The 23238-nt window shown below is 40.1% G+C and carries 23 protein-coding genes; 2 read left to right on the forward strand and 21 right to left on the reverse strand.

Annotation, left to right across the window (positions count from 1 at the left end):
- The first annotated feature begins 8 nt into the window (after window positions 1–8).
- On the forward strand, window positions 9–2711 hold the full coding sequence (locus LCL91_RS05575; RefSeq protein ID WP_224880716.1) for a PBP1A family penicillin-binding protein: 2703 nt from the start codon (window positions 9–11) through the stop codon (window positions 2709–2711).
- Window positions 2712–2783: 72 nt separating this feature from the next.
- On the opposite strand, the gene nth is transcribed toward LCL91_RS05575, so the two are convergent.
- From nth to LCL91_RS05665, 18 genes are all read right to left on the reverse strand, one after another.
- The gene (nth, locus tag LCL91_RS05580; RefSeq protein WP_224880718.1) at window positions 2784–3443 is read right to left on the reverse strand and encodes an endonuclease III; all 660 of its coding nucleotides are present in this window, start codon (window positions 3441–3443) and stop codon (window positions 2784–2786) included.
- A gap of 90 nt (window positions 3444–3533) precedes the next feature.
- On the reverse strand, window positions 3534–4250 hold the full coding sequence (locus LCL91_RS05585) for a DnaD domain-containing protein (RefSeq protein ID WP_224880720.1): 717 nt from the start codon (window positions 4248–4250) through the stop codon (window positions 3534–3536).
- A gap of 203 nt (window positions 4251–4453) precedes the next feature.
- Window positions 4454–5746, reverse strand: coding sequence for an asparagine--tRNA ligase (gene asnS / locus LCL91_RS05590; RefSeq protein WP_224880722.1), 1293 nt, complete (start codon window positions 5744–5746; stop codon window positions 4454–4456).
- A 146-nt stretch (window positions 5747–5892) separates the two neighbouring features.
- Window positions 5893–7077 (reverse strand): pyridoxal phosphate-dependent aminotransferase, encoded by a 1185-nt coding sequence (locus LCL91_RS05595; protein ID WP_224880724.1) that lies wholly within the window; start codon window positions 7075–7077, stop codon window positions 5893–5895.
- A gap of 22 nt (window positions 7078–7099) precedes the next feature.
- Window positions 7100–7597 carry a DUF5590 domain-containing protein gene (locus LCL91_RS05600; RefSeq protein WP_224880727.1) on the reverse strand — a complete coding sequence of 166 codons (498 nt, stop codon included), beginning with the start codon at window positions 7595–7597 and terminating at the stop codon, window positions 7100–7102.
- A gap of 12 nt (window positions 7598–7609) precedes the next feature.
- Complete coding sequence (locus LCL91_RS05605; RefSeq protein ID WP_136947239.1) at window positions 7610–7780, reverse strand: YpmA family protein; 171 nt, start codon at window positions 7778–7780, stop codon at window positions 7610–7612.
- A 275-nt stretch (window positions 7781–8055) separates the two neighbouring features.
- Window positions 8056–8880, reverse strand: coding sequence for a ComEC/Rec2 family competence protein (locus tag LCL91_RS05610; RefSeq protein ID WP_224880729.1), 825 nt, complete (start codon window positions 8878–8880; stop codon window positions 8056–8058).
- 43 nt (window positions 8881–8923) lie between these two features.
- The gene (gene dinG / locus LCL91_RS05615) at window positions 8924–11719 is read right to left on the reverse strand and encodes an ATP-dependent DNA helicase DinG (protein ID WP_224880731.1); all 2796 of its coding nucleotides are present in this window, start codon (window positions 11717–11719) and stop codon (window positions 8924–8926) included.
- A 239-nt stretch (window positions 11720–11958) separates the two neighbouring features.
- The gene (panD, locus tag LCL91_RS05620) at window positions 11959–12342 is read right to left on the reverse strand and encodes an aspartate 1-decarboxylase (protein ID WP_160919006.1); all 384 of its coding nucleotides are present in this window, start codon (window positions 12340–12342) and stop codon (window positions 11959–11961) included.
- 3 nt (window positions 12343–12345) lie between these two features.
- Entirely contained in the window at window positions 12346–13209 is an 864-nt protein-coding gene (gene panC / locus LCL91_RS05625) for a pantoate--beta-alanine ligase (RefSeq protein ID WP_224880733.1), read from the reverse strand.
- On the reverse strand, window positions 13206–14045 hold the full coding sequence (panB, locus tag LCL91_RS05630) for a 3-methyl-2-oxobutanoate hydroxymethyltransferase (protein WP_224880735.1): 840 nt from the start codon (window positions 14043–14045) through the stop codon (window positions 13206–13208). Before panB ends, panC begins: the two co-directional genes overlap by 4 nt.
- Window positions 14046–14312: 267 nt before the next feature.
- Window positions 14313–15290 (reverse strand): biotin--[acetyl-CoA-carboxylase] ligase, encoded by a 978-nt coding sequence (locus tag LCL91_RS05635; protein ID WP_160919003.1) that lies wholly within the window; start codon window positions 15288–15290, stop codon window positions 14313–14315.
- Window positions 15275–16462 carry a CCA tRNA nucleotidyltransferase gene (locus tag LCL91_RS05640; protein WP_224880737.1) on the reverse strand — a complete coding sequence of 396 codons (1188 nt, stop codon included), beginning with the start codon at window positions 16460–16462 and terminating at the stop codon, window positions 15275–15277. The genes LCL91_RS05635 and LCL91_RS05640 overlap by 16 nt, the downstream gene beginning before the upstream one ends.
- Complete coding sequence (bshA, locus tag LCL91_RS05645) at window positions 16459–17595, reverse strand: N-acetyl-alpha-D-glucosaminyl L-malate synthase BshA (RefSeq protein WP_224880740.1); 1137 nt, start codon at window positions 17593–17595, stop codon at window positions 16459–16461. Before bshA ends, LCL91_RS05640 begins: the two co-directional genes overlap by 4 nt.
- On the reverse strand, window positions 17592–18305 hold the full coding sequence (gene bshB1 / locus LCL91_RS05650; protein ID WP_224880743.1) for a bacillithiol biosynthesis deacetylase BshB1: 714 nt from the start codon (window positions 18303–18305) through the stop codon (window positions 17592–17594). The genes bshA and bshB1 overlap by 4 nt, the downstream gene beginning before the upstream one ends.
- Complete coding sequence (mgsA, locus tag LCL91_RS05655) at window positions 18286–18696, reverse strand: methylglyoxal synthase (protein ID WP_098443948.1); 411 nt, start codon at window positions 18694–18696, stop codon at window positions 18286–18288. Before mgsA ends, bshB1 begins: the two co-directional genes overlap by 20 nt.
- A gap of 11 nt (window positions 18697–18707) precedes the next feature.
- On the reverse strand, window positions 18708–19508 hold the full coding sequence (gene dapB, locus LCL91_RS05660) for a 4-hydroxy-tetrahydrodipicolinate reductase (RefSeq protein WP_224880745.1): 801 nt from the start codon (window positions 19506–19508) through the stop codon (window positions 18708–18710).
- Window positions 19508–19825 (reverse strand): nucleotide pyrophosphohydrolase, encoded by a 318-nt coding sequence (locus tag LCL91_RS05665; protein WP_202407199.1) that lies wholly within the window; start codon window positions 19823–19825, stop codon window positions 19508–19510. The genes dapB and LCL91_RS05665 overlap by 1 nt, the downstream gene beginning before the upstream one ends.
- A 199-nt stretch (window positions 19826–20024) precedes the next feature.
- Here LCL91_RS05665 and LCL91_RS05670 point away from each other — a divergent pair, with 199 nt between their 5' ends.
- Entirely contained in the window at window positions 20025–20894 is an 870-nt protein-coding gene (locus LCL91_RS05670; RefSeq protein WP_224880747.1) for a YitT family protein, read from the forward strand.
- Window positions 20895–20958: 64 nt separating this feature from the next.
- Here the strand turns inward: LCL91_RS05670 and LCL91_RS05675 are convergent, their stop codons facing one another.
- The 3 genes from LCL91_RS05675 to LCL91_RS05685 form a co-directional block, all read right to left on the reverse strand.
- Window positions 20959–21636: a zinc metallopeptidase gene (locus LCL91_RS05675; protein ID WP_098443952.1), complete on the reverse strand. Its 678-nt coding sequence runs from the start codon at window positions 21634–21636 to the stop codon at window positions 20959–20961.
- Between the two features lie 115 nt (window positions 21637–21751).
- Window positions 21752–22513 carry a sporulation protein YpjB gene (locus LCL91_RS05680; protein WP_224880749.1) on the reverse strand — a complete coding sequence of 254 codons (762 nt, stop codon included), beginning with the start codon at window positions 22511–22513 and terminating at the stop codon, window positions 21752–21754.
- A gap of 62 nt (window positions 22514–22575) precedes the next feature.
- Complete coding sequence (locus tag LCL91_RS05685) at window positions 22576–23169, reverse strand: DUF1405 domain-containing protein (protein ID WP_224881224.1); 594 nt, start codon at window positions 23167–23169, stop codon at window positions 22576–22578.
- Window positions 23170–23238 lie beyond the last annotated feature (69 nt).

Genomic DNA, 23238 nt, shown 5'->3' on the forward strand with positions numbered 1-23238 from the left:
GAATATTCATGAGTGAATATCAATCACGTCAAGAAAGACGTAAAACAAGTAGTAAGAAGCAGAAAGCTCCCAAAAAATCAGGTAAGAAAAGTATTTTCAAAAAAATCTTTCTTACATTAATTGTTTTATTTCTAGTCGGTTTAGTTGCTGGAGGTATAACAGCCATTGCCTATATTAATAGTGCACCGGAGCTTGATCCTGATAAGCTTACGAATCCACAGTCATCTGTCATTCTTGACCGAGATGATGAAGAGGTTCAAACAATCGAAGGCGCTGATGCAAGAGAAGTAGCAAAAATCGATGAAATACCAGATGTTCTAAAAAATGCGTTTGTCTCAGTTGAAGATACTCGTTTCTATGAACATTTTGGTATTGACCCAAGAAGAATTGGTGGAGCCGTTCTTGCAAACATTACAAACGGTTTTGGAGCTGAAGGAGCCAGTACAATTACGCAACAGGTAATTAAAAACTCTCTATTAACATCTGAAAAATCATTAGAACGAAAAGTTCAAGAAGCTTATTTATCCATTAAGCTTGAGCAAGAATATTCAAAAGATCAGATACTAGAAATGTATTTAAATAAAATTTATTTCGGTAACGGAGCATGGGGCGTTGTCGATGCTGCCGAAACATACTTTGGTAAGAACATTACTGAAGAAGAATTAACACCAGGTGAAGCTGCCCTACTTGCAGGGCTACCACAACGTCCAACTTACTACAATCCTTATGAATATCCTGATCAAGCTGAGCAGCGTCGTAATGTCGTTCTTAGCCTAATGGAAAAACAGGGTGTGATCACAGCAGAAGAAGCCGATAAATATCAGGCTGAAAAAGTTGGCGATATGATTGTGGCACTTACGGAAGAAAAAGAAAGCGATCAATATAAAGTCTTTATGGATCAAGTTGTCAAAGAGCTTCGAGAACGTGACGATATTTCTGAAAAAGATATTTACTCAGGTGGACTAGAAATTTATACTACGCTTGATACTCGCGCTCAAGATATTACGTCTAACGTAATAGCAAACTATCCATATTCAAATGAAGATATGCGTTCAGGTCTTGTCCTAATGGATACGAAAACTGGTTCCATTCGCGCAATAGGTGAAACGCGAAAAGATGAAAATATCATTACTTATGCGACCACTGGTAAATTCCAGCCAGGCTCAACCGCTAAACCAATTATTGCATATGGTCCAGCGATTGAGAATGAGCAATGGTCAACAGGACGCTCGATTAAAGATGAGCCATTACAAATAGGTGACGCAAATATCCGAAACTGGGACCGCAAATACCGTGGCCAGGTTTCGATGAGACGTGCTCTTGAAATGTCATATAACGTGCCCGCTGTAAACACCTACCGTGAGATTGGAGTAGAACCAGCTCAAGAGTTCGCTAATAAACTTGGTATGGGGCTAAAAGATGAGGATATGGTTGCTACTGCTGCTATTGGGACATTTAGCACTTCTCCCCTCCAAATGACCGGTGCGTATGCCGCATTTGGTAATGGTGGAACGTACAACGAACCTCATACCGTTCGAAAAGTGGTTTTCCCGGATGGAAAAGAAATTAATCTTGAGCCTGAACCGGAGAAGGCAATGAATGATTATACTGCTTATATGATTACCGATATGCTGAAGTCAGTTGTCGATGAAGGAACAGGAACCGATGTCAAAATCCCTGGTCTTCCTGTTGCCGGTAAAACAGGAACAACGAACCACGATGCTAATACCATTCAGCAACAAGGTTTTCCTACTTCGGGAATTGTTAAGGATGCCTGGTTTGCGGGATACACGACTGAATACTCGATGGCTGTTTGGACAGGATACAACGAACCAAATGCCCACTATCTTGATTCAAATAAAGGGGAAGACGATACGTCTAAACTGATATTCAAAGAAATTATGAGTCAAGTATCAGAAGGCGTTAACACGGCTGACTTCCAGAAACCTGATTCTGTTGTAGAAGTTGGCGTAGAAAAAAGCACGGGGCTTCTTCCAAGTGACTACACACCGAAAGATCAAATCGTGTATGAACTTTTTGTGAAAGGAAGCACGCCAGAAAAAACGTCTACCAAATACGAACAACCTGATGGCGTAAAAGGGCTATCTGCCCAGTACAATGCTGATTCTAATAGCATTGCCCTCTCTTGGCAGCCTGGTGAAGATAAATCCTTCACCTATAAAGTCGAAATGGCTGTAAACGGCGGTAGCTATCAAAGGTTGACGGAAACCGGGGACACTGGATTTACTGTACAAAATGTTGAAAAAGGTAGCGAATATAAATTTAAAGTAACAGCCGTCTCCGATTCAGGCGTTTCAACGAAACCAGCTGAAACTTCCGTGTCAGTTCCGAAAGAAGAAGAATCAGAGGAGCCTGAAGAGCCGGTAGAAGAAGAAAATCCTGAAGAAGAAGGCGAAACACCACCTGAAGAAGGAAGTAATGACCAAGGTGAAGACGGTAGCGGCGACACCGAAGGGAACCAGGGAGATGAAGAACAGCCTCCTGCCGATAATCAAGGTGGAAATGCTGACGCTGGAGATGATCAAGGAAACCAGGGCAACAACGGTTCAGGTGGTAATGGTGAAGATGGTTCTGGTAACAATGCTGGAACAACTGAGCCTGATAATCCTGAAGATAATGAGAATACTGAAGAACCCGCTCCAGAGGGAAACGCTCCAGCTAATGCTCCACCTGCAAATGAAAACGAATAATGTTCAAAAGCCCACTCTGCGTATACGCAGAGTGGGCTTTTCTTTCTTATTAACATTACTGCTAACTATTCTTTACTTACCACGTGCTCGCTGCTTCATTCGCTTTTGTCCTTCTCGACATAGTTCCAATAGCGGACAAATTTCACACTGTGGTGATTGCGCTTTACAATGATACCTTCCGAAGAAAATAAAGCGATGATGAGACACAGACCACTCTTCTTCTGGAATTTTTCGCATGAGCGTTTTCTCTACTTCAAGTACTGAGTCCTTCCATCTGCAAATTCCAAGACGCTTACTCACTCTCTCAACATGCGTATCAACAGCAATGGCAGGTACGTTGAAAGCAACGGAAGCAATCACGTTCGCAGTTTTTCGGCCTACCCCAGCTAACGCCATTAATTCGTCTCTCGTCCCAGGAAGGACCCCGTTATACTGTTCTACAACGGTTCTTGCTAGCTTTTTAATATTTTTTGCTTTGTTTCGAAACAAGCCAATGCGTCTTATATCATTTTCTAGCTCCTCAATTGGCACATGAAGAAAATCCTCTGGACCCTTGTATTTCTCAAATAGGCCCGGCGTTACCTTATTAACAAGAGCATCTGTACACTGAGCCGATAGGACCACAGCAATAGCAAGTTCAAAAGGTGTCGAATGATTCAATTCACAATGCGCATCAGGGAACATCTCTCCCATTGTTTCAAGAACAGTTTGTATTTGGGCTTTCGTTAACAACAGTCCAACTTCCTTTCTTCCGTTCGGAACGATTTTTATTTCTTCACAAACAAAAAACGGAAGCCACACTTCCGCTTTCTTGATACGTATTTATCGTCCAAGCCAATTATAGATTGGTGCACTTTGGTTTGAATCATTTTTCGTTTCTGTTTTAGCAGGCGATTTTTTATCGTACTGATGCTTTCGAAACTTTTCGCCGTAGGCCCTCGCCTGTTCTATCGTTTTGATGCCATTTCGTTTCCATTCAAAAAGAATTCGGTCAATGTAGCGGAAGTTTAACTTACCGCCGAGCACAGCTTCTTTTAACGCTGCTTTAATCAGCTCTGCATCATGCTTGTCAGCATCAATCCACATCCCAAGTGTCTCACATTCAATTGGCGAGAGCGGCCTTGCAAACTCACGCTCAAATAACGTATAAAGACTTTCTTCCTTTTCCATGTTTTTCGCTGCAGACTTTTCTGCTTCTTCCTGCTCAATTGCTTTAAAAATTCTTTCCCACAATGGTAGAAGCGAATAGGCTTCTGAATAATAACTTTTCACATCATTCTGGTGTTCCTCAATTGTTAAAACACCTTTTTGCATCAACTGCTGTATTTTATCCAAACAAGCTTGAGGCGAATAGGTCATCGCTGATGCAAGCTCTTCTGGCGTTGGAAAAGTGTTTCCCTGTTCAATAAAACTGTGTAGCTTAATTAAAAAGAAAGTATCCTCTTCTTGCAAACCAATGTGAACATAGTGGTTTAACAACAATCTTGGTACTGAAACATTTCCTTCGTTCATCATATGAATGATTTGTTCTTTCTTCATCCCATCCACCTCTACCTTTCATTATAGCATGCCGGCATTTTGTGATGGGAGTAGAAAAAAATGCCTTTGCTACGTGCAATACATTTTTTAATCTATCCTCTAACAATATCCATCTTTGGTACTTTAAATGCTTCTAATTTCGGCAATTTTTCAGATAAAGACGCTTCTCTCATAACGAAAGAAGCGTCAGCTTTGTTAGTTTATCATGGATATAGACGATTTAAAAGACGTGGGAACGGAATTGTTTCACGAACATGTTCCACACCTGAAAGCCAGGCAACCGTCCGCTCTAAACCAAGACCGAATCCTGAATGTGGAACAGAACCATAACGACGTAGTTCAAGATACCACTTATAAGCATCATCTGTTAAGCCGTGTTCCTCGTAGCGTTTTTCCATAAGAGATAAATCATCGATTCGTTGACTACCTCCGATAATTTCACCATAGCCTTCGGGAGCAATTAAGTCAGCACATAAAACGACTTCTTCGCGTTCAGGATCTGGTTTCATATAAAAGGCCTTAATATCTTTCGGGTAGTTCGTAATAAAGACTGGCTTCTCGAAACTTTCAGCAATGGCTGTCTCGTGAGGTGCACCAAAGTCTTCGCCCCACTCAATATCCGTAAATCCTTTATCTTTCAACAATGTAATGGCATCATCGTAAGAAATACGTGGGAACGGCGCTTGAATCGCTTCAAGTTTTGAAATATCTCGCTCGAGCGTTTTTAATTCTAATTGACAATTATCTAGTACTGATTTCACAAGGAAGCTGACATATTGTTCTTGAACCTCAAGACTTTCATCGTGATTCATAAACGCCATCTCAGGTTCAATCATCCAGAACTCAATTAAGTGACGACGGGTTTTGGATTTTTCAGCACGGAACGTTGGACCAAAGGAAAAAACGCGTCCAAAAGCCATTGCAGCTGCTTCCATGTAAAGTTGTCCACTTTGAGAAAGATAAGCATCTTCTTCAAAATATTTCGTATGAAAGAGATCCGTTGTGCCTTCTGCCGAACTTCCTGTTAAAATAGGCGGGTCAATTTTAACGAAATCATTTTCGTTAAAGAACTGGTACGTAGCGCGAATAATTTCATTTCGAATGCGAAGAATCGCATTTTGACGCCTTGAACGGATCCATAGATGACGATTATCCATTAAGAATTCTGTCCCATGTTCTTTAGGGGTAATCGGGTAATCGACAGCTTCGTGAATAAGCTCCACGTTCGTGACAGTTAATTCATAGCCAGATTGAGATCGATCATCTTCACGTACCACTCCTGTTACCCAAACGGATGATTCCTGCGTAAGATTTTTCGCTGTTTCCCATGCTTCTTCAGAAACTTCTTTCTTAACCATAACTCCTTGAATAAAGCCAGTACCATCGCGAAGCTGAAGAAACTGGATTTTACCACTAGATCGTTTATTATGTAACCAGGCACCAATTGTAACGGTTTGTTCAACCTGCTTATTTACGTTTGAAATCGTCGTTTTCACTGCTAATTTCCCTCCAACTAATTAGAAAAAATTGGCGCACATTCCCAGTTTATAATGAGAATAGCGCCATGCATCTATTTATTAAGATGGCTAAATCGAATGTTCGGTACTTATTATACCGGTAATTTGTATATTGAACAACTCACTTAAGCCTGTTTGGACTTTACGAATCGCTCAATACGATCAATAGCTTCGAGAATGACTTCGAGTGATGTTGCGTAAGATAGTCTTACGTTATCAGGCGAGCCAAATCCTGAGCCAGGAACAAGCGCTACTTTTTCTTCTTCTAAAAGTCCTTTGACGAAAGCATCGACATTTTCATACCCTGTTTTCTCTGCTGCTTCTTTTGCGTTAGGGAACAGGTAAAAAGCCCCTTGAGGTTTCACGCAAGTAAATCCTGGAATATTATTCAGTTTTTCATAAACGGTGTTCAATCGTTCTTCAAATGCTGTTTTCATTTCATTGACAGGTTCCTGTGACCCTTCGTAAGCTGCTAAAGCAGCATACTGTGAAATAGATGTAGGATTTGACGTAGAATGACTTGCTAAGTTCGTCATTGCTTTAATGATTTCTTTTCGTCCTGCTGCATACCCAATTCTCCATCCAGTCATCGAATGTGATTTAGATACCCCGTTAATGATAATCGTTTGTTCTTTTAAATCCGTAGAAAGTTCTGCGATAGAAGTATGTTTTACTCCATCATAAACGAGCTTTTCATAAATTTCATCAGAAACAATAAGAATATCGTTTTCTAAACAAAAAGCACCGATTTCTTTCAACTCATCTGGTGTATAAATCGAGCCGGTTGGGTTTGAAGGAGAATTAATAATAACCGCCTTTGTTTGAGGCGTGATCGCGTTCTCTAGCTGCGCCACTGTTACTTTAAATGCATGATCTTCTTTACCCTCTACATAAACTGGATTTCCGCCAGCTAGCTTTACTTGTTCAGGATAACTTACCCAGTAAGGTGTAGGAATAATGACTTCATCACCTTCATCAAGGATTACTTGAAACAATGTATAAAGCGCATGTTTCGCTCCCGTACACACAATGATTTCATCAGCATTGTAAGCGATATTTTGATCTTCCTGGAACTTTGCGATAATACTTTCTTTTAGAGGAAGAATACCACCTGAAGGCGTATATTTTGTTAGTCCCTCATCCATTGCTTTCTTAGCTGCATTCAGAATATGTGAAGGCGTATTAAAGTCAGGTTCGCCTGCACCAAGTGCGATTACATCATGACCTTCAGCTTTCAACGCTTTTGCTTTTGCTGTAATTTCTAGAGTGGCAGATGGTGTTAGAGCTGCTACACGAGTTGATAATTGCATTTCATTTCCTCCCTTAAATCCATTAACTTTGTTTAATCGACCGTGAGCGCCAGTAGTCCCCATTACTAAAGTAATAATAGGCAAATGTATAGCGATTGTCGGTATCAATAAACGTTGCTTCCCATACGAGTACTTGTTTCTTTTCTTGATTCACTTCAATACCTGGTTTGATATTAATAATCTCTTGTGGAGAAAATTCATTATTCAATTTCTTTTTAACCGTTTCTGCACTAACGCCTTCCTCCACTTTCTTTGTTACAAGAGGTTGAGCGTTGTCTGGTACAAAAACGTAAACCTCATCCTTGTTCTTATCGCTTCCTTGTAAGACGACATACGCATCACTCGTCCCATGATATTGGACGGCATTATCAACTTCTTCGATCACTGCTTCAGATTCAGCTCGAGCAATCGCTTTGTCCTCTAACTTATCAGGATGATCCGTAATAGCGTTATAAAAAGAGACTCCTTGCCAAATCATCAGTGCTACAATAACACCAGCAATAATTCCTATCAGTCGCATACTATCACCCTATTATGTACGATAGATCGTGAAAATCATTTGTTCCTGATCTTCTTCATCAAGTGCAAGCCCAAACATGAGGTCTTTTTCTTTTAACGTACGATTTAACGAATCTACAATTTTGTAAATATCAAGGGACTTACTCACTTTTACTGTCGATAAAACTTCAATGTTGCTTTCCATTCCTGTCATCTCCCTGTGCTATATGTGTTGATGCCTATATGGAGTGCTGCGCTTACTCCGGGATAAATTTACTACTTATAGATGGCAGAAGGTGAGACAAACTATAAGTACCGTCAGAGACGGTGCATTAAATCTGCTCCACTTCCAACAGTGCCTGCGCCATGCGCAGGCTATTTTTTTATGTTGCTTTCTTACACAAACCTTATAAAAAACATTTTCTCTTCCTATTTTTAAATAAGTTCCGTTTTTTTGCAACAATTTCGATGAGGAAACTTTTATCTTGTTTCTTTTGTAGGAAGAGTGATGACATCATAGCGATCATTTTGAATACGAAGGGTCACACTTCCGATTCGATAAGGATAGTAAACGTCCGTCCAGCTTTCATTCAAACGTTCGAGTACCGATTCACTTACGTCAATGTTGTTATGACGAAAGATAACTGCCATTTGTGGATCAATTGCACTAAGAAATTCGGTTGAACTGCCATTTCCAGCACCAAAATTAGCCACTTTCAAAACTTCTACCGCTCTCCCGGAAGAGGCAATTTCTTCTTCAAGTTCAAGATCTGTTTCCCCCATCATTAATAAATCCTGACTTCCTAAGGATAGCATAAAAGTAACGGAACCTGTCTTAGAGATGTTCAGTATTTCTACATTCACATCCTCCATCAGCTCAAGCTGTTGATTTTCTTGAATGTGCTGTTTACGAATGTGGGATGGAATCGATGTAAGAAAAGCCGTTTCTACTCCTTTTGATAAAAACACTTCTTTCACATCATAATAGTGAAGCAAGTTGGAAAAATTCCCTGTATAAGCTTCATCCGCATTTGTAAGCCAAAGTTTTCTAATTTCCTTTACCTTAAACATTTTCAGACGATTTATTAACTCTTGTTCGGAATGAGAACTACCTGTATTAATTAAAACAGCTCCATTTTCTTTTGATTGAAGAAGAATGGCTTCTCCAATTGAAAGGTCAAGAAACGTCACTGCCACTTCATGATTTCTTAAATGAAGATCAACAGATTGAATTGAGGCTTCAGCACTCGTTGCACCGAGCATAAGACTATAAGTACTTATCATCAACACAAGTAATTTCTTCATCACAATCCCTCCTCATAGAAGTAGTTTGTGATGAAGATGTGCATTATAACCAGAGATCTAGTTCATTTACCAATTCTTCTGTTGTCCCTTTAATTAATGGGACATCAGGTAAGGATTTTACAAATAATCGACCGTACCTAGTCGAAATGATACGGCGATCGAATATAAATACTGCACCTCGATCACGCTGCGAGCGAACGAGCCTACCAAACCCCTGTTTGAAGCGAATAATCGCTTCAGGCAGCGAAAGTTCCATAAATGGGTTACCACCCGAACTTTTCAATTGCTCTGATCTCGCCTGAAAAACGGGGTTGTCAGGCGGCGAGAATGGAAGGCGAACGATGATAAGGCAACTTAAATCTTCTCCTGGAATATCCACACCCTCCCAGAAGCTACTCGTACCAAACAAAATCGCGTCTTCACTTTCTTTAAAATTCTTTGTTAGCCTAACCCTGCTTCCGCTATCAACACCCTGACTAATCAACGTTAGTTCATCATGAGCGATTAATTCTTTCATCCGATGATGTGCTTTTTTAAGCATGTCGTAAGATGTAAACAAAACAAGCATTCTTCCCCTCGTGACGCGGGCAATTTGAAGAATCGCATCCGTAATATGTTCAACAAATTGAACATCGGATACATCTTTAATCATAGGCAAATCTGTAGGTATCATCAGTCGTGCTTGCTCACTATAGTCAAATGGAGAATGATATTGGTGAATGAGCGGCCCAAATTCATCCAAACCAAGTCGCTTCGTAATATAATCAAACGAATTCTTTACTGTTAGCGTAGCGGATGTTAACAATATACTTTTTTTCTTTCCGAAGTAGTCGCTTGAAAGTAGGGAACCCACTTCCACTGGTCTACTGAACAAAAATGCCGAATTTAACGATCCTTTAGGATCAATTTCTACCCACTTTACATCATTTTCACTTTCATTAAGAAGAAGATAGTCCACTTTTGAAAGCTCCTCTAAAACAGAAGCATGAATGCCTTTAAAGTCAGCTGACGTATTTAACTGTTCTCTCGTTAGCTCATCTTCTTTTAAATCAAGTTCTTTCTCTAGCTTTTTTAATGATTTATCTAGATCTTTCAGATAGAAAACCAAACGATGTGCTGCTTCTTGAATTGCTTCCCAAGCTGAGCCATTCTCACCTGTAATCCGATAGCTTAATCGACCAATTTCATTTGAGCGATGAATGTTTTTTTGTACGTAACGATGAAGCATACGAAAAAGTTCATCAACATCTCCAAGAATCGTTTTCACATATGCATCAATTTCATTTTTTGTCTCTTCTACTTCGACTTCCAGGTTTTTTAAAATGCTCAGAACTTTTCCATAAATTCCGTCGCCATCCTTTAGTCCCATTCGGACAAACCCCTGTAGAATCGAGAAATAATCGGTTTTGATGCCAAAAAACTCAGTAGCAATATCTTCAAGATGATGAGCTTCATCAATCACGGCCTGCTGATAAGCGGGTAATAACTGATGCTCATTAATTAAATCACTGAATAATAAAGCGTGATTTGTAATAATTAAATCCGCATTCATCGCAAAGCGTTTTCTTCGATGATAAAAGTCACGCGAAAACCATGGAGAACGGTGATTAGCGGAAACGGCTGCATCACTTTTTACCTGATGCCAAAAAATCTTTCCACCGCTAGAAAGGTTTAACTCTTCCACATCCCCATAATCCGTTTCAAGAAGCCAGACGAGAATTTGTGACTTCGTTAAAATCGTATCGTAATTGTCTTCTTCAACGTGATGTAGCTGTTGTTCGAACCGGGTTAAGTCTAAATAATGACTTCTTCCTTTGATAATCGTAGCTTTAAAGGAAAATGGTAAAATATCACGAAGAAAAGGCAGATCTCGATGTAGCAGCTGTTCTTGTAATTGAATTGTATGGGTACTAACAATAACTGGCTTGCCGGAGTTCTTAGCATGAACGACTCCAGGTAGTAAATAACCTAATGATTTACCTATACCTGTTCCTGCCTCAATGAGAATATGTTGATTTGTATCAAAGGCATGAGCCACCTGCTTCATCATATCGCTTTGACCCGTTCGCAATTCAAAGTCTGGAATTGTTTCAGCCATTTTTTGTTCAAACTCTTTTTGTGCATTCTCGAATTGAATCGACTGATGGGGAGAATCCACTTCACTGGTTTGTTCTTGTAACTTAATCGCAATGTCTCGAAAGATCTCAAAATTACCTTCTGGTTCAATCCTATTCTTTTTATCTTGTATGATCTCATGTAAGACCACTTCCATATCGCTCGATAGTCGAGTGGAAAGCTCCGCTAACTGTTCGAGTGTTACAAGTGGTAAACCATACAGTTTATCAAAAAGAAAGAGCAATAGTTCAGCTGTCACTTCAGCATCACTATCTGCTTGGTGTGGATTGTCATGTTGAATATCTAAATATTCTGCAAGGGAAGACAATTTATATGCTTCTGCTGTTGGCAATAATATTCGAGCAAGTTCCACCGTGTCAATTGTTGGTCCTGTAAACGGATCATATCCACTCACATCAAGCTGAGCATTCATAAAGTTAAGATCGAATCGTACGTTATGGGCGACAAAATAAGCCCCATCCAATCGTTTGAGAAGCTCTGGAGCCACCTCTTCAAATAATGGTGCATCTTTCAAATCTTCATCCGTTATTCCTGTCAATTGTTGTATAAATACAGGAAGTGATTTCTCAGGGTTTACAAATGATGCATACCGATCAACGATCACTCCATCTTCAATAACTGCTAATCCTATCTGAATGATTCGATCCCCATTTTTAGGGGAGTTTCCTGTCGTTTCAAAATCTATTATGGTATATCGATTCATACGTTTTCACCTCAGTTGCTTCAACCCTTCAAGCGGTTACCTTCATTACTTTATCATTTTTTCTCTTGAACGGAAAATAATTTCTTATTCATTTAAACTCAATTTACCTAAATGTTTTCTAAAACATAGTCCGCTGTGGGTTAGAAGGAAGCGTTCTATATCTGAGAGCACGCATGGTGAAAAGAACTTTCCATATCATCCTTCAAAAAAATGCCCTGGACAGAGTCCAGAGCATTTTCTTATAAAATTGTTGCTTCAGGCTCTAGCCCAATCATATCAACGATCGTATTATGTTCATTCATAATGGCTACGCGCGGCGTATATTGTTTCGCTTCTTCCTCACTCATCATAGCGTAAGCAACAATAATCACGACGTCTCCTTCTTGAACAAGTCGTGCAGCTGCTCCATTTAAACAAACAACTCCCGATCCTCTTTCACCAGGAATAATATATGTTTCTAACCTTGCACCATTATTATTATTTACAATTTGAACTTTCTCATTCGGAAGCATGCCTACAGCTTCAATAATGTCCTCGTCTATTGTAATGCTTCCCACATAGTTTAAATTAGCTTCCGTTACACGGGCGCGATGAATTTTACCCTTCATCATTGTTACAAACATCTTCTACACTCCTATCGCAATTTCACTTCTAGTTGTAACCTTGTTATCTATGAGTCGTGCAGCAGTAAATTGAACAGCCACCGCTACAATGATGTTTTCTTTCATCACATCAATGGCTTCTAACGCTGGATATGAAAGAACTTCAACATAATCAATCACTCCAGAAGTTTGGTTTAAATAAGAAATAATCAATTCTTTAATCCGTACTGGATTCGTTTCCCCTCGCTCAATCGCATTTGCTGCAGCATCAAGACTTCTTGACAACTGAATGGCCTCTTCTCGTTCAGTAGGCGTTAAATATACATTACGCGAGCTTTTCGCAAGCCCATCTTCCTCTCGGATAATTGGACACGGTACGATTTCAACGGGAACGTTAAAATCCTCCACAAGCCCCTTTATCACGGCTACTTGCTGAGCATCTTTCATACCAAAGTAAGCGCGATCTGGGAGAACGATCTGAAGCAATTTCATAACGACGGTAGCTACGCCATCAAAGTGTCCTGGCCTTGATTCACCACATAATGTATCGACACGTTCCTGAACAGTTAATCGTGTGGTACGTTCTTTCGGATACATCTCTTTCACATTTGGATAGAACAGGATGTCTACTCCCGCCTGTTTCGCAAGTTCTTCATCGCGCTTCAAATCTCTCGGATAGCGATCAAAATCTTCATTCGGACCAAATTGCAAAGGATTTACAAATATGCTCATGATAACGCAATCATTTTGTTTCAACGCTTCTTCAACAAGACTCATATGTCCTTCATGAAGATAACCCATCGTAGGTACAAAGCCAATCGTCTTCCCCGATCTTAACGTTTTTTTAGAAAAAGTCTGCATTTCGTTGATCGTCGTTATGATTCTCATGATCTCGTCCCTCCGTACATCCCTGATAGCTGCTCTTCCTTCATATTAAACGAGTGCTTTTGCTCTGGAAATTGACGTTCTTTCACTTCTGCAACATACTCACCAATCGCCTTCGAAATAACGTTTGAAACATGACTATACTGCTTCACAAATTTAGGTACATGACCTGTACCATAACCGATCACATCGTGATAAACGAGAACTTGCCCATCTGCCTGAACACCCGCTCCAATGCCAATGACTGGAATTGAAAGCTCATATGCCACAATTTCCGTTAGCTGTTGAGGGACACATTCCAATACAAGCGCAAAGGCTCCTGCTTCTTCTATTGCTTTTGCCTCTCTAACGAGTAAGGCCGCACTATCAGATTCTTTTGCCTGTACTTTATAGCCACCTAATACGCCTACAGATTGCGGTGTTAGTCCTAAATGGCCCATAACCGGTACACCTGCTGTAGTTAACTTTCTTACTTGTGGAATAACTTCTCCACCGCCTTCAAGCTTAACTGCATGAGCCCCAGCTTCTTGCATAAGTCTTCCTGCATGTGCAAGCGTCTCTTGAAAAGTACTATGATAGGTAAGGAAGGGCAAATCTGTTACTACAAATGTATGAGGCGCTCCACGTTTTACTGCTTTCGTATGCAGAACCATATCATCCATCGTAACCGGTACAGTTGAATCGTAACCAAGTGCCACCATGCCTACCGAATCACCTACTAACAAGAGATCCATCCCTGCTGCTTCTGCTAGTTTTGCTGAAGGATAATCATATGCGGTTAACATCACAATTGGCTCTTTGTTTACTTTCATTTTTTTGAAATCGCTTGTCGTCTTCATCTTTTTCCTCCTTTTTTTAGAGGAACATTTCACCGCACAAAAAACCTCCTAACATGGAAATGCAGCAGACAGGGGTATCCCATCAGTCTATGTACGCATAGACTTGCCGCAAAACTCCACGTTAGGAGATTACTTCATCGGTTTTATCCCTCTGTCCCAGTCCATACGGATCAAGGCAGACTATTATTTTAGTAAGAATAAATGGTGCGGCTCTAATCAGATACCGCCCTTACACCTGTTAGTATAGCAGAAAATATGACACAATCGTTAACAGATTTCAATATCTGCAGAATAAATATAGTGCATCTTTCCACTTTCATCTTCTAAAAGCAGCACGCCTTCTTCTGTAATCCCTTTTGCAAGGCCTTCGATTACGCCATTTAACGTTCTAGCCTTTATTTTACGACCTAGACTAACTGCATAACTTTCCCATAGAAGTTTGATCATCCTAAATCCATTGTTTAAATATTCTTCATAAAGCGTTTCTAATTCATTTAATATGGCAGCTAGAAGGGCTGAACGGGTTATATCCCTGCCAGACTCAATCTTAAGCGAAGTTGCGGTCGTTAACTCATCCGGAAAATCTTCTTTGCTCGCATTCACATTAATGCCCATCCCAATAATGATTGACTTAATTTGATCTGCTTCAGCCTGAAGTTCTGTCAGTATGCCCACAACTTTTTTTCCATCAATTAAAATATCATTCGGCCACTTAATTTCTGCTTCAAGTCCCGTTTGCTTACGAATCGCATGCACCACGCTAACCGCAGCAATCAGTGTAAACTGTGGTGCCCTCTGAGGTGGGAGTTTCGGACGCAAAATAATACTTGTCCAAATCCCGCTCCCACTAGGAGAGTGCCAGGAGCGACCAAGTCTTCCTTTCCCTGCTGTTTGTTCGTCAGCTACAATGATGGTGCCATCGGAAGCTCCTCGATGGGCTAAATCATGCGCAATAAATTGAGTTGATTCGACAGTAGGATAAGTATATATGGTTTTCCCTAGAAAATTGGTCGTTAGCTTAAGAGCAATTTCTTCTTTACTAAGCATATCCGGTCTGGAAACAATTCGATAACCTTTTTTTTGAACTGCTTCAACTTCGTAGCCGTTTTTCCTAAGTTCTGACACGTGTTTCCAAATAGCTGTTCGAGATACGTTGAGCGTTTCACTTATCATTTGACCTGAAACGTAGTTTTCTGCATGCTCTTCAAGCATTTGCAGCAGGCGCTGCCTTATTGAGTCTGCCACTGTTTAAGCCACCTTCTAATGCTGGATTTCTCATTTTTAATTTCATCATTGATTACGGCTAGCTCAATTTGCTTTAGAGCCTCACCAACCCACGGTCCTGGAGAGCATTCTCTCCAGCGAATGAGGTCCTCCCCTGTCACAGCAAGCATTTTGGAGGAGGTTATCGTAAGGTTTGAAGTGATCTGTTCCACACTTTCAAGAAACGGACGACGCTTTTCGAACACCGATCGAAGCCTCTCACATGACTTCACTTCTGGGAGTGCATTATAAACGGTTTCCTTATTCCACCCTTTATCTTGTGAATTCTTTACATTTACTAAAAGATGCTCCACTTCTTTAATAATCCGATTTGACAATCGCCACTTTTTTAAAAATTGACTTGGCTTTTCAGTCGTGGAAGATAGCCACGCCCACCGCTCTATTTCTGTCGTTAAATTCACCAAAAAAGGAAATTCATCAAATGATTGCTCAATTTCTTGAAGTTCTGGTAAAACGAGATGAACATTTGCCTGGACAAGTGTATGAAGTGCTTGATCTACGGCTTTTCCAGCTAGTAGTTTGCTGAACTCCATTTGAATTCTTTCAATTGCAACATATTGAAGCAAGTCCGCTTGTTTCTTTAACGCTTGTTCCGTTTGTTGGTCAAGTGTAAAGTTAAGCGTGCTTTGAAATCGAAGGGCTCTTATCATCCGTAATGCATCTTCTTGAAATCGTTCATCTGGATTACCGACCGTACGAATGAGACGATTTTTAAGATCCTCTTGTCCACCATATAGGTCGATAAGCGTTCCATCTATTGAAAGCGCCAGGCTATTCATAGTGAAGTCACGTCTCGCGAGATCTTCCTCTATTGAACCTAAGAAAGAAACCGCATTTGGATGCCTAAAATCATTATAAGACACATCAGTTCTAAATGTTGTTATCTCGTATGAAAACCCATCATAAATAACAGTAACCGTTCCATGATCGATCCCTGTTGGAATGACTGTATGAAAACTAGCCATGATTTCTTCAGGTTTAGCTGAAGAGGCAAGATCAAAGTCAGAAACAGGTAAACCGAGTATCGCATCTCTCACTGCGCCTCCAACAATATACGCTTCATGTCCGGCGTCCTTCAGAAGTTGTAGCACCTCAAGACAACATTCATAAGCTCTACCCGTTAGTATAATCAAGTAAGTGCCCCCTGAAGCGTTTTATAATAAATCGCCTCATACTGTTCTAAAATGCGTTGGGAAGCAAATCTAGTTTGAACAGCTTTAACCGCGGCCGAACTCATTTGGTTATGCAACTCTTTATTCGATAGTAACTGCACAGCATAAGCGGAGATAATGTCTATCTCACCAACTTCTGCTATAAACCCGTTCACCTCATGTTCAATGACTTCCGGAATTCCGCCTATGTTCGTTCCGATTGCAGGTACGCCACACGCCATCGCTTCAAGAGCAACTAAACCAAAACTCTCTTTTTCAGATAACAATAATTTCAAATCACAGATAGAGAGAATTTCAGCTACATTTTCTTGTTTACCGAGAAACTTCACTTTCTCTTTTAACCCTAAATCGTTTACGAGTCGACAGGCAACTTGAATTTCAGGGCCATCACCAATGAGCAATAACTTTGCAGGCATTTCTTTTTGGATGCGGTGAAATACCTTAATGACATCAGGAACACGTTTTACCGCTCTAAAATTCGAAATGTGAACAATAACCTTTTCCTCTTCCGTAATGCCGTAACTTTTCTTCAAGTCTGCAGGAGGTTTTGGATAATAAATGCGTTCATCTACAAAGTTATATACTGTGTCAATCGGTTTGTCTGTTTCAAGTAATCGGTGTGTTTGATCAACGAGATCGTTTGATACAGCTGTTACGCGATCAGATTTTTCAATACCAAATCGAATTAGTTGTGTTAACGACGGATCATATCCAAGTACTGTAATATCTGTTCCGTGCAGGGTTGTAACAATTTTAATATCTCCTCCAACCATTTCTTTCGCGAGGAAAGCACAAACAGCATGCGGAACAGCATAGTGAACATGAAGGAGATCAAGGTTTTCTCGTTGAATCACCTCTGCCATTTTACTAGCAAGGGTTAAATCATACGGAGGATAACGAAAAACAGCATATTGGTTGACTTCAACTTCGTGAAAATAAATGTTGGGGTGAAACGTATCCAGGCGGAATGGAACGCTACTTGTGATAAAGTGAACTTCATGCCCCTTTTCAGCCATCATCTTTCCAAGTTCTGTCGCAATAACGCCAGATCCCCCCACAGTTGGGTAACAAGTAATTCCTATTTTTAATGTCATCGTCTTTCTCCTAACGGAAATTCTTCCAGGGACAGCAGGTTCTTCGCAATAAACCCTTCTGCATATTCTACTCCTGACTCTTTGCCATATAAATATTCTCGATGAATTACTTTATCAACGTACCCATTTGTTAAAGGAGTGGATACACTATCGGACGTGAGAGTAAATTGACTCTCATACGCTTCAAGCGATTGTCTTTTTGCCTCAATTTGATTACTGATGTTAATCGTAAATTGAGGACGATGGAATCCGTTAATAAAGTAATAATAGATTTGACTTACTTTATGAGCATCTCCTAATTGTGGATGATATTTTCGAATGCCCGCTGAAAAAACGGCTTCTTCCACTAATCGAGCCGCATGACCATGATCCGGGTGGCGATCTTCTGAGTAAGGAACAAAAACAATCCGCGGCTTTTTCTTGCGTATGATTTTAACTAGTGCTGAAAGCTTATCATCTGAAATACCCAATCCACGATCAGGAAATTTCATATTTAAACGCGTTGTTACCGACAAAATTTCAGCTGCATGCTGGGCTTCGTGATGTCGGGTGAAAACAGTACCGTTTGAAGAAAGTTCAGCCTCTGTTAAATCACAAATACCTGTCGTCCTACCTTCTTCAGCGAGTTTCTTTAGCGTGCCACCCATTCCAATTTCAACATCATCTGCGTGGGCCCCAAACGCAAGTATATCAAGTATTATTTCTTCCATGTACAATTTCTCTCCAATCCAATTCTCCCCTTGCCAGGGCGTGAACAAGTATTTCCGCACTGCCCATATTTGTTGCTAGCGGGATATCATATACATCACATAGTCTAATGAGCGCTGTAATATCTGGCTCATGCGGCTGTGCTGTTAGGGGATCTCGAAAGAAAATCACTGCATCCATATCATTCTCTGCAATCATTGCACCAATTTGCTGATCCCCACCAAGAGGACCAGATTGGTAACGATGCACGTTTAAACCAGTTTCATCTATGATTCGTTTTCCAGTTGTCCCAGTCGCATAAAGGTCGTGTGGATCTAAAATCATTTTATAAGCTAGTGTAAAACGAACAAGATCGTCTTTTTTCTTATCGTGCGCGATTAAAGCGATTTTCATGAGAACATCCCCTACTCCATTATATTTTCAAGACCGTAAACAAGCTGATCAATTTTTAGAACCGTTTCAACAGCAAGCTGTACACCTGGCATGAAGGACGCTCTGTTCATTGAGTCATGACGAATTTTCAATGTTTGTCCTTCGCCTCCAAAAAGAACTTCTTGGTGGGCCACAAGACCTGGCAAGCGAACGCTGTGAATCCTCATGCCTTCATAATCTGCACCACGTGCTCCAGCCAGGTCCTCTCGTTCATTTTCATGCCCCTGCTTCTTTTCTTCCCTTACTTCTGAAATCATTTTTGCCGTTTTTACTGCTGTTCCAGATGGCGCATCAAGTTTTCGGTCATGATGTTGCTCAATAATCTCAACATCAGAGAAATATTTAGCTGCCATTGTAGCAAATTTCATCATTAACACAGCACCGATTGCAAAGTTAGGAGCAATAATCGCACCTAACCCTTTTTCTTCTGCCGTTCTTGATAGTTCGTCCACATCATCATTTGAAAATCCTGTTGTTCCTACAACGGGTCGGACTCCATGATCAAACGCAATTTGCATATGCTTTTTCCCATGTTCAGGCGTTGTTAAGTCAATCAAAACGTCACATTCTACTTCAGATAAACATTGATCTAGATCCGTATAGATAGGTGAATTTAGTGATGGCAGTCCACTAATATCTGCCACCGTTTGTCCAGACGATTTACGGTCCACAACAGCAGTTAACGTGAAATGCGCTGTTCGATCGACAAGTTTTACTGCTTCCATCCCCATATTCCCTCTTGGTCCTGCTATCACAATTTTCACTTCTTGCATCAGTCGCCACTCTCCTTCTCGATTTTTGTCCAACGATCTTTATCTCTGGTTTGAAACTTATTCATCACTCTTCCAAATGCTTCATCAAGGTCAATATCTAACGAATTCGCAAAACAAGTAAGCACAAATAAAAGATCGCCCATTTCATCTTCAATGGTTCGTTCTTCTTCCGAATTCTTTTTTGGTTTTTCACCATGATAATGATTAATTTCACGTGCTAACTCACCAAGTTCTTCTGTCATTCTGGCTAGCATGGCAAGTGGACTAAAGTATCCTTCTTTAAATTGACTTATGTATTGGTCTACCTCTTCTTGCATTTCATGTATTGTGCGTTCTGACACAAACCATTCCACCTTTCACATCAGTTCTTATGTTAGCTAAAAGAAGAACATTTGACAAATGTTTCACACGAATTCCTCTCATTAACTTATAGCGAGTATAACAGAATGAAATTGCTGTCTGCTCGGTATTTGATTATAATGTAGATTGTTGGTTCATACGTTAGGAGTGTCGGATATGGAAGGTATACGAACAAAAAATGTGTTCTTTATTTTATTAGGCTCTGCCATTTTTGCATTTGGGCTTGTGCATTTCAATATGGAAAACAATTTAGCTGAAGGTGGTTTCACCGGCATAACACTATTACTTTATTTTCTATTCAATATCGACCCAGCTATTTCGAATCTTGTTCTTAACATTCCCTTATTTCTCATTGGCTGGAAGCTACTTGGTCGAAAAGCATTTATTTACACGATTATTGGAACCGTTTCCTTATCTCTGTTTCTATGGATCTTTCAGCATTATTCAGCGCTCTCAATACCTCTACAAGATGATTTAACGCTTGCCGCTCTGTTTGCAGGTGTTTTCGTAGGAGTAGGACTCGGGATTATTTTTCGGTACGGAGGGACAACTGGCGGCGTAGATATTATCGCGAGACTTGGATCTAAATATGGTGGATGGAGTATGGGAAGAACGATGTTTGTTTTTGATTTTTGCGTCATTGCCATATCACTTGTTTATCTTAACTACAAAGAGGCCATGTATACGCTTTTAGCCGTTTTTGTAGCTGCTCGCGTAATCGACTTCATTCAGCAAGGTGCATATGCAGCAAAAGCTGCAATGATTATTAGTGAGAATAACAAAGAAATAGCGGATACCATTATGAGCCAAATGGATCGTGGCGCAACCGTCTTAAACGGGAAAGGAAGTTTCTCAGGATTACAAAAAGAAATTCTCTATTGCGTCGTAGCACGAAATGAAATCGTACGTCTAAAAAACATTATTAAACAGGTAGACCCTCATGCATTTGTCGCCGTAAATGATGTACATGATGTGCTAGGTGAAGGGTTTACGCTTGATGAAAATAAAAATCCAATTGAACAGTAACGTCACTGCCAAAAAGAAAAAATAAATGAACTAAAAAAATCTCGCCAGTAGGCGAGATTTTTCATTAATCTTCGTTCATTCCGATAAAGATAAACACAAAGCGTACCAATTCTAATAGCGCAACAACTGCTGCTGCTACATATGTTAACGCGGCTGCATTCAATACTTTCTTTGTTTCTCTTTCTTCGTCATTTCGAATCACACCAGTGGATACAACTTGCTCCATCGCTCTGTTAGATGCATTAAATTCTACCGGGAGCGTTACTAGCTGGAACAAAACAGCTGCACTCATAAAGATAATCCCTAGCAAGATAAAGTTTGCAGAAGACATGAGAATACCAGCAAGAATGACAAAATAGCTAAAGTTTGAACCAAGATTCGCTACTGGAACAAGCGTATGACGGAACCGAAGTGGTGCATAGTCTTGCTCATCTTGAATCGCGTGTCCTACCTCGTGCGCCGCTATAGCTGCACCCGCTACAGAATGCCCATGAAAGTTTCCTGATGAAAGTCTTACCGTTTTGGAACGTGGATCATAATGATCTGAAAGGTGACCTCGTACTTCTTCTACCCCTACTGAATACAATCCATTTTCATCAAGAATTTTTCTTGCAACTTGAGCACCAGTCATTCCAGAAGAATTAGGAACTTTGGAATATTTTTTATAGGCGCTCTTCACTCTGCCCTGTGCCCAGAGTGGAATGATTAACAAAAGCGCGAAGTATATTAGAAAACCAGCCATTTTCATTCCTCCATCACATGTGTAATTGCTTTTTAAAACTCTTATTAACGTCAATTTTAGTCAAATTCACCTTGAAAGTCAATTACACAGTTTCAGGTTCACAAGATCTTCAAATTTAATCCATCTGTTTCCTTTTTAATGTCTCTTTTTCTCCTTTATACTTTCGATAAATTACATAAACCAATGTGAAAATAATGATTCCGCCAATTGAGACGATTAACCACATGAGAGAAGATTCTTCAGAATAAGATGGATTATAGGCGTTTTTAAAATCATCATACATCGTTTCAAGCTGACCAGATAATTCTGTATTTCGTCCTGACGCGTACTTTTCGATAAAAGCGATATGAGAATCAAGACGCTGCTGAGTTTCAGGAGATAGATCAATTGCCATCGCAGGTCGAATAGTGCTGTAACTACCTAAAAAACGATCTTTACTTGCTTTATAAACATCTACATCTCCGTGTTCAATAGCAGTGGACATCTCATGAATTAGTGGTAAAATCTGATCATCCGTTTGATGCCAAATCGGCTGTTCTTCCGTAACCAGAGCATCTACCGCCAATCGAAATTCTGTTAATGCCTGAATTCGCTGATCATTTGCTTTATCCATAGATGTTACAGCTTTAAGTGCACGATCATGCGTATTTAGTATCACCCTAAGTTCCGTATTCGAAAGTTCACTTGACTGTTTACCGGGAAAAACGATTGAAAATTCCTCTAACATCATTTTTGATCGATCAAACTTCTCTTGCTTTCCAAATTCCAGGACATTTGCGGCTATGTCATTCCAGACTTGTTTCGAATCGGCCTGTGAAGCGTGTACATTTACCGGGAGCGTGAAAAGCAACACTAATAGGAGCCATCGTCTACCCATTCCTGTCCCTCCTTCTTCCTACTTCAATGTATGAAGAAATGGACAAGAGTAGACCACCGACCTTAGTGGATCGAGAGCTTAAACCGTTCTTTTCGAACGGCTAAGAAATACACAATCGTAAGGGAAACTACCGATAGCCAGAATGTAAAATATCCGATTAGTGATGTGTATTCGCTTAAGATCGAATATCGCGGCATTTGACCAAACACATAATCAATTACATCATTATGTAATGTCCAAATGGCTACAGCCACTAAATGCCAACGTTTTATTTTATAAAATGGGGTAAAGAGCAATCCTTCAATTGCCATACCTAAGTGCGAAAGAATTAGCATGATTGCAATGGGAGATAGTTGACCAGTTTCGATCATCACAAGAGCATTCATCACAACAGCCCAGATTCCATACTTAAATAGCGTAACGGCTGCTAGTCCTTCCATAAGCGGCCAGTTTTTCTTAAAAAGGAATGCTAATAAAACGAAACAAAAGAAAAGACTCGCGGTTGGACTATCGGGCACAAACAATAAAAAAATCGGGTCTGTATCAGCTAGTTGCCAGCCATACCAATAGTAACCGTAAATTGTTCCGGGTATATTAATAAGAAGCAACAATATGAGAAAAGGTTTTGACTTAAGTAAATAAAAAAATTGAGAAATCATCCTGATCTCCTTTACAAGAGGTTTAAGTTGTATCTTCAAGCTAAATCAGAAAAAAAGCTGACTGCA

Origin of the sequence: Guptibacillus hwajinpoensis, from assembly GCF_020171785.1 — a bacterium.
Taxonomy (GTDB): Bacteria; Bacillota; Bacilli; order Bacillales; family Guptibacillaceae; genus Guptibacillus; species Guptibacillus sedimenti.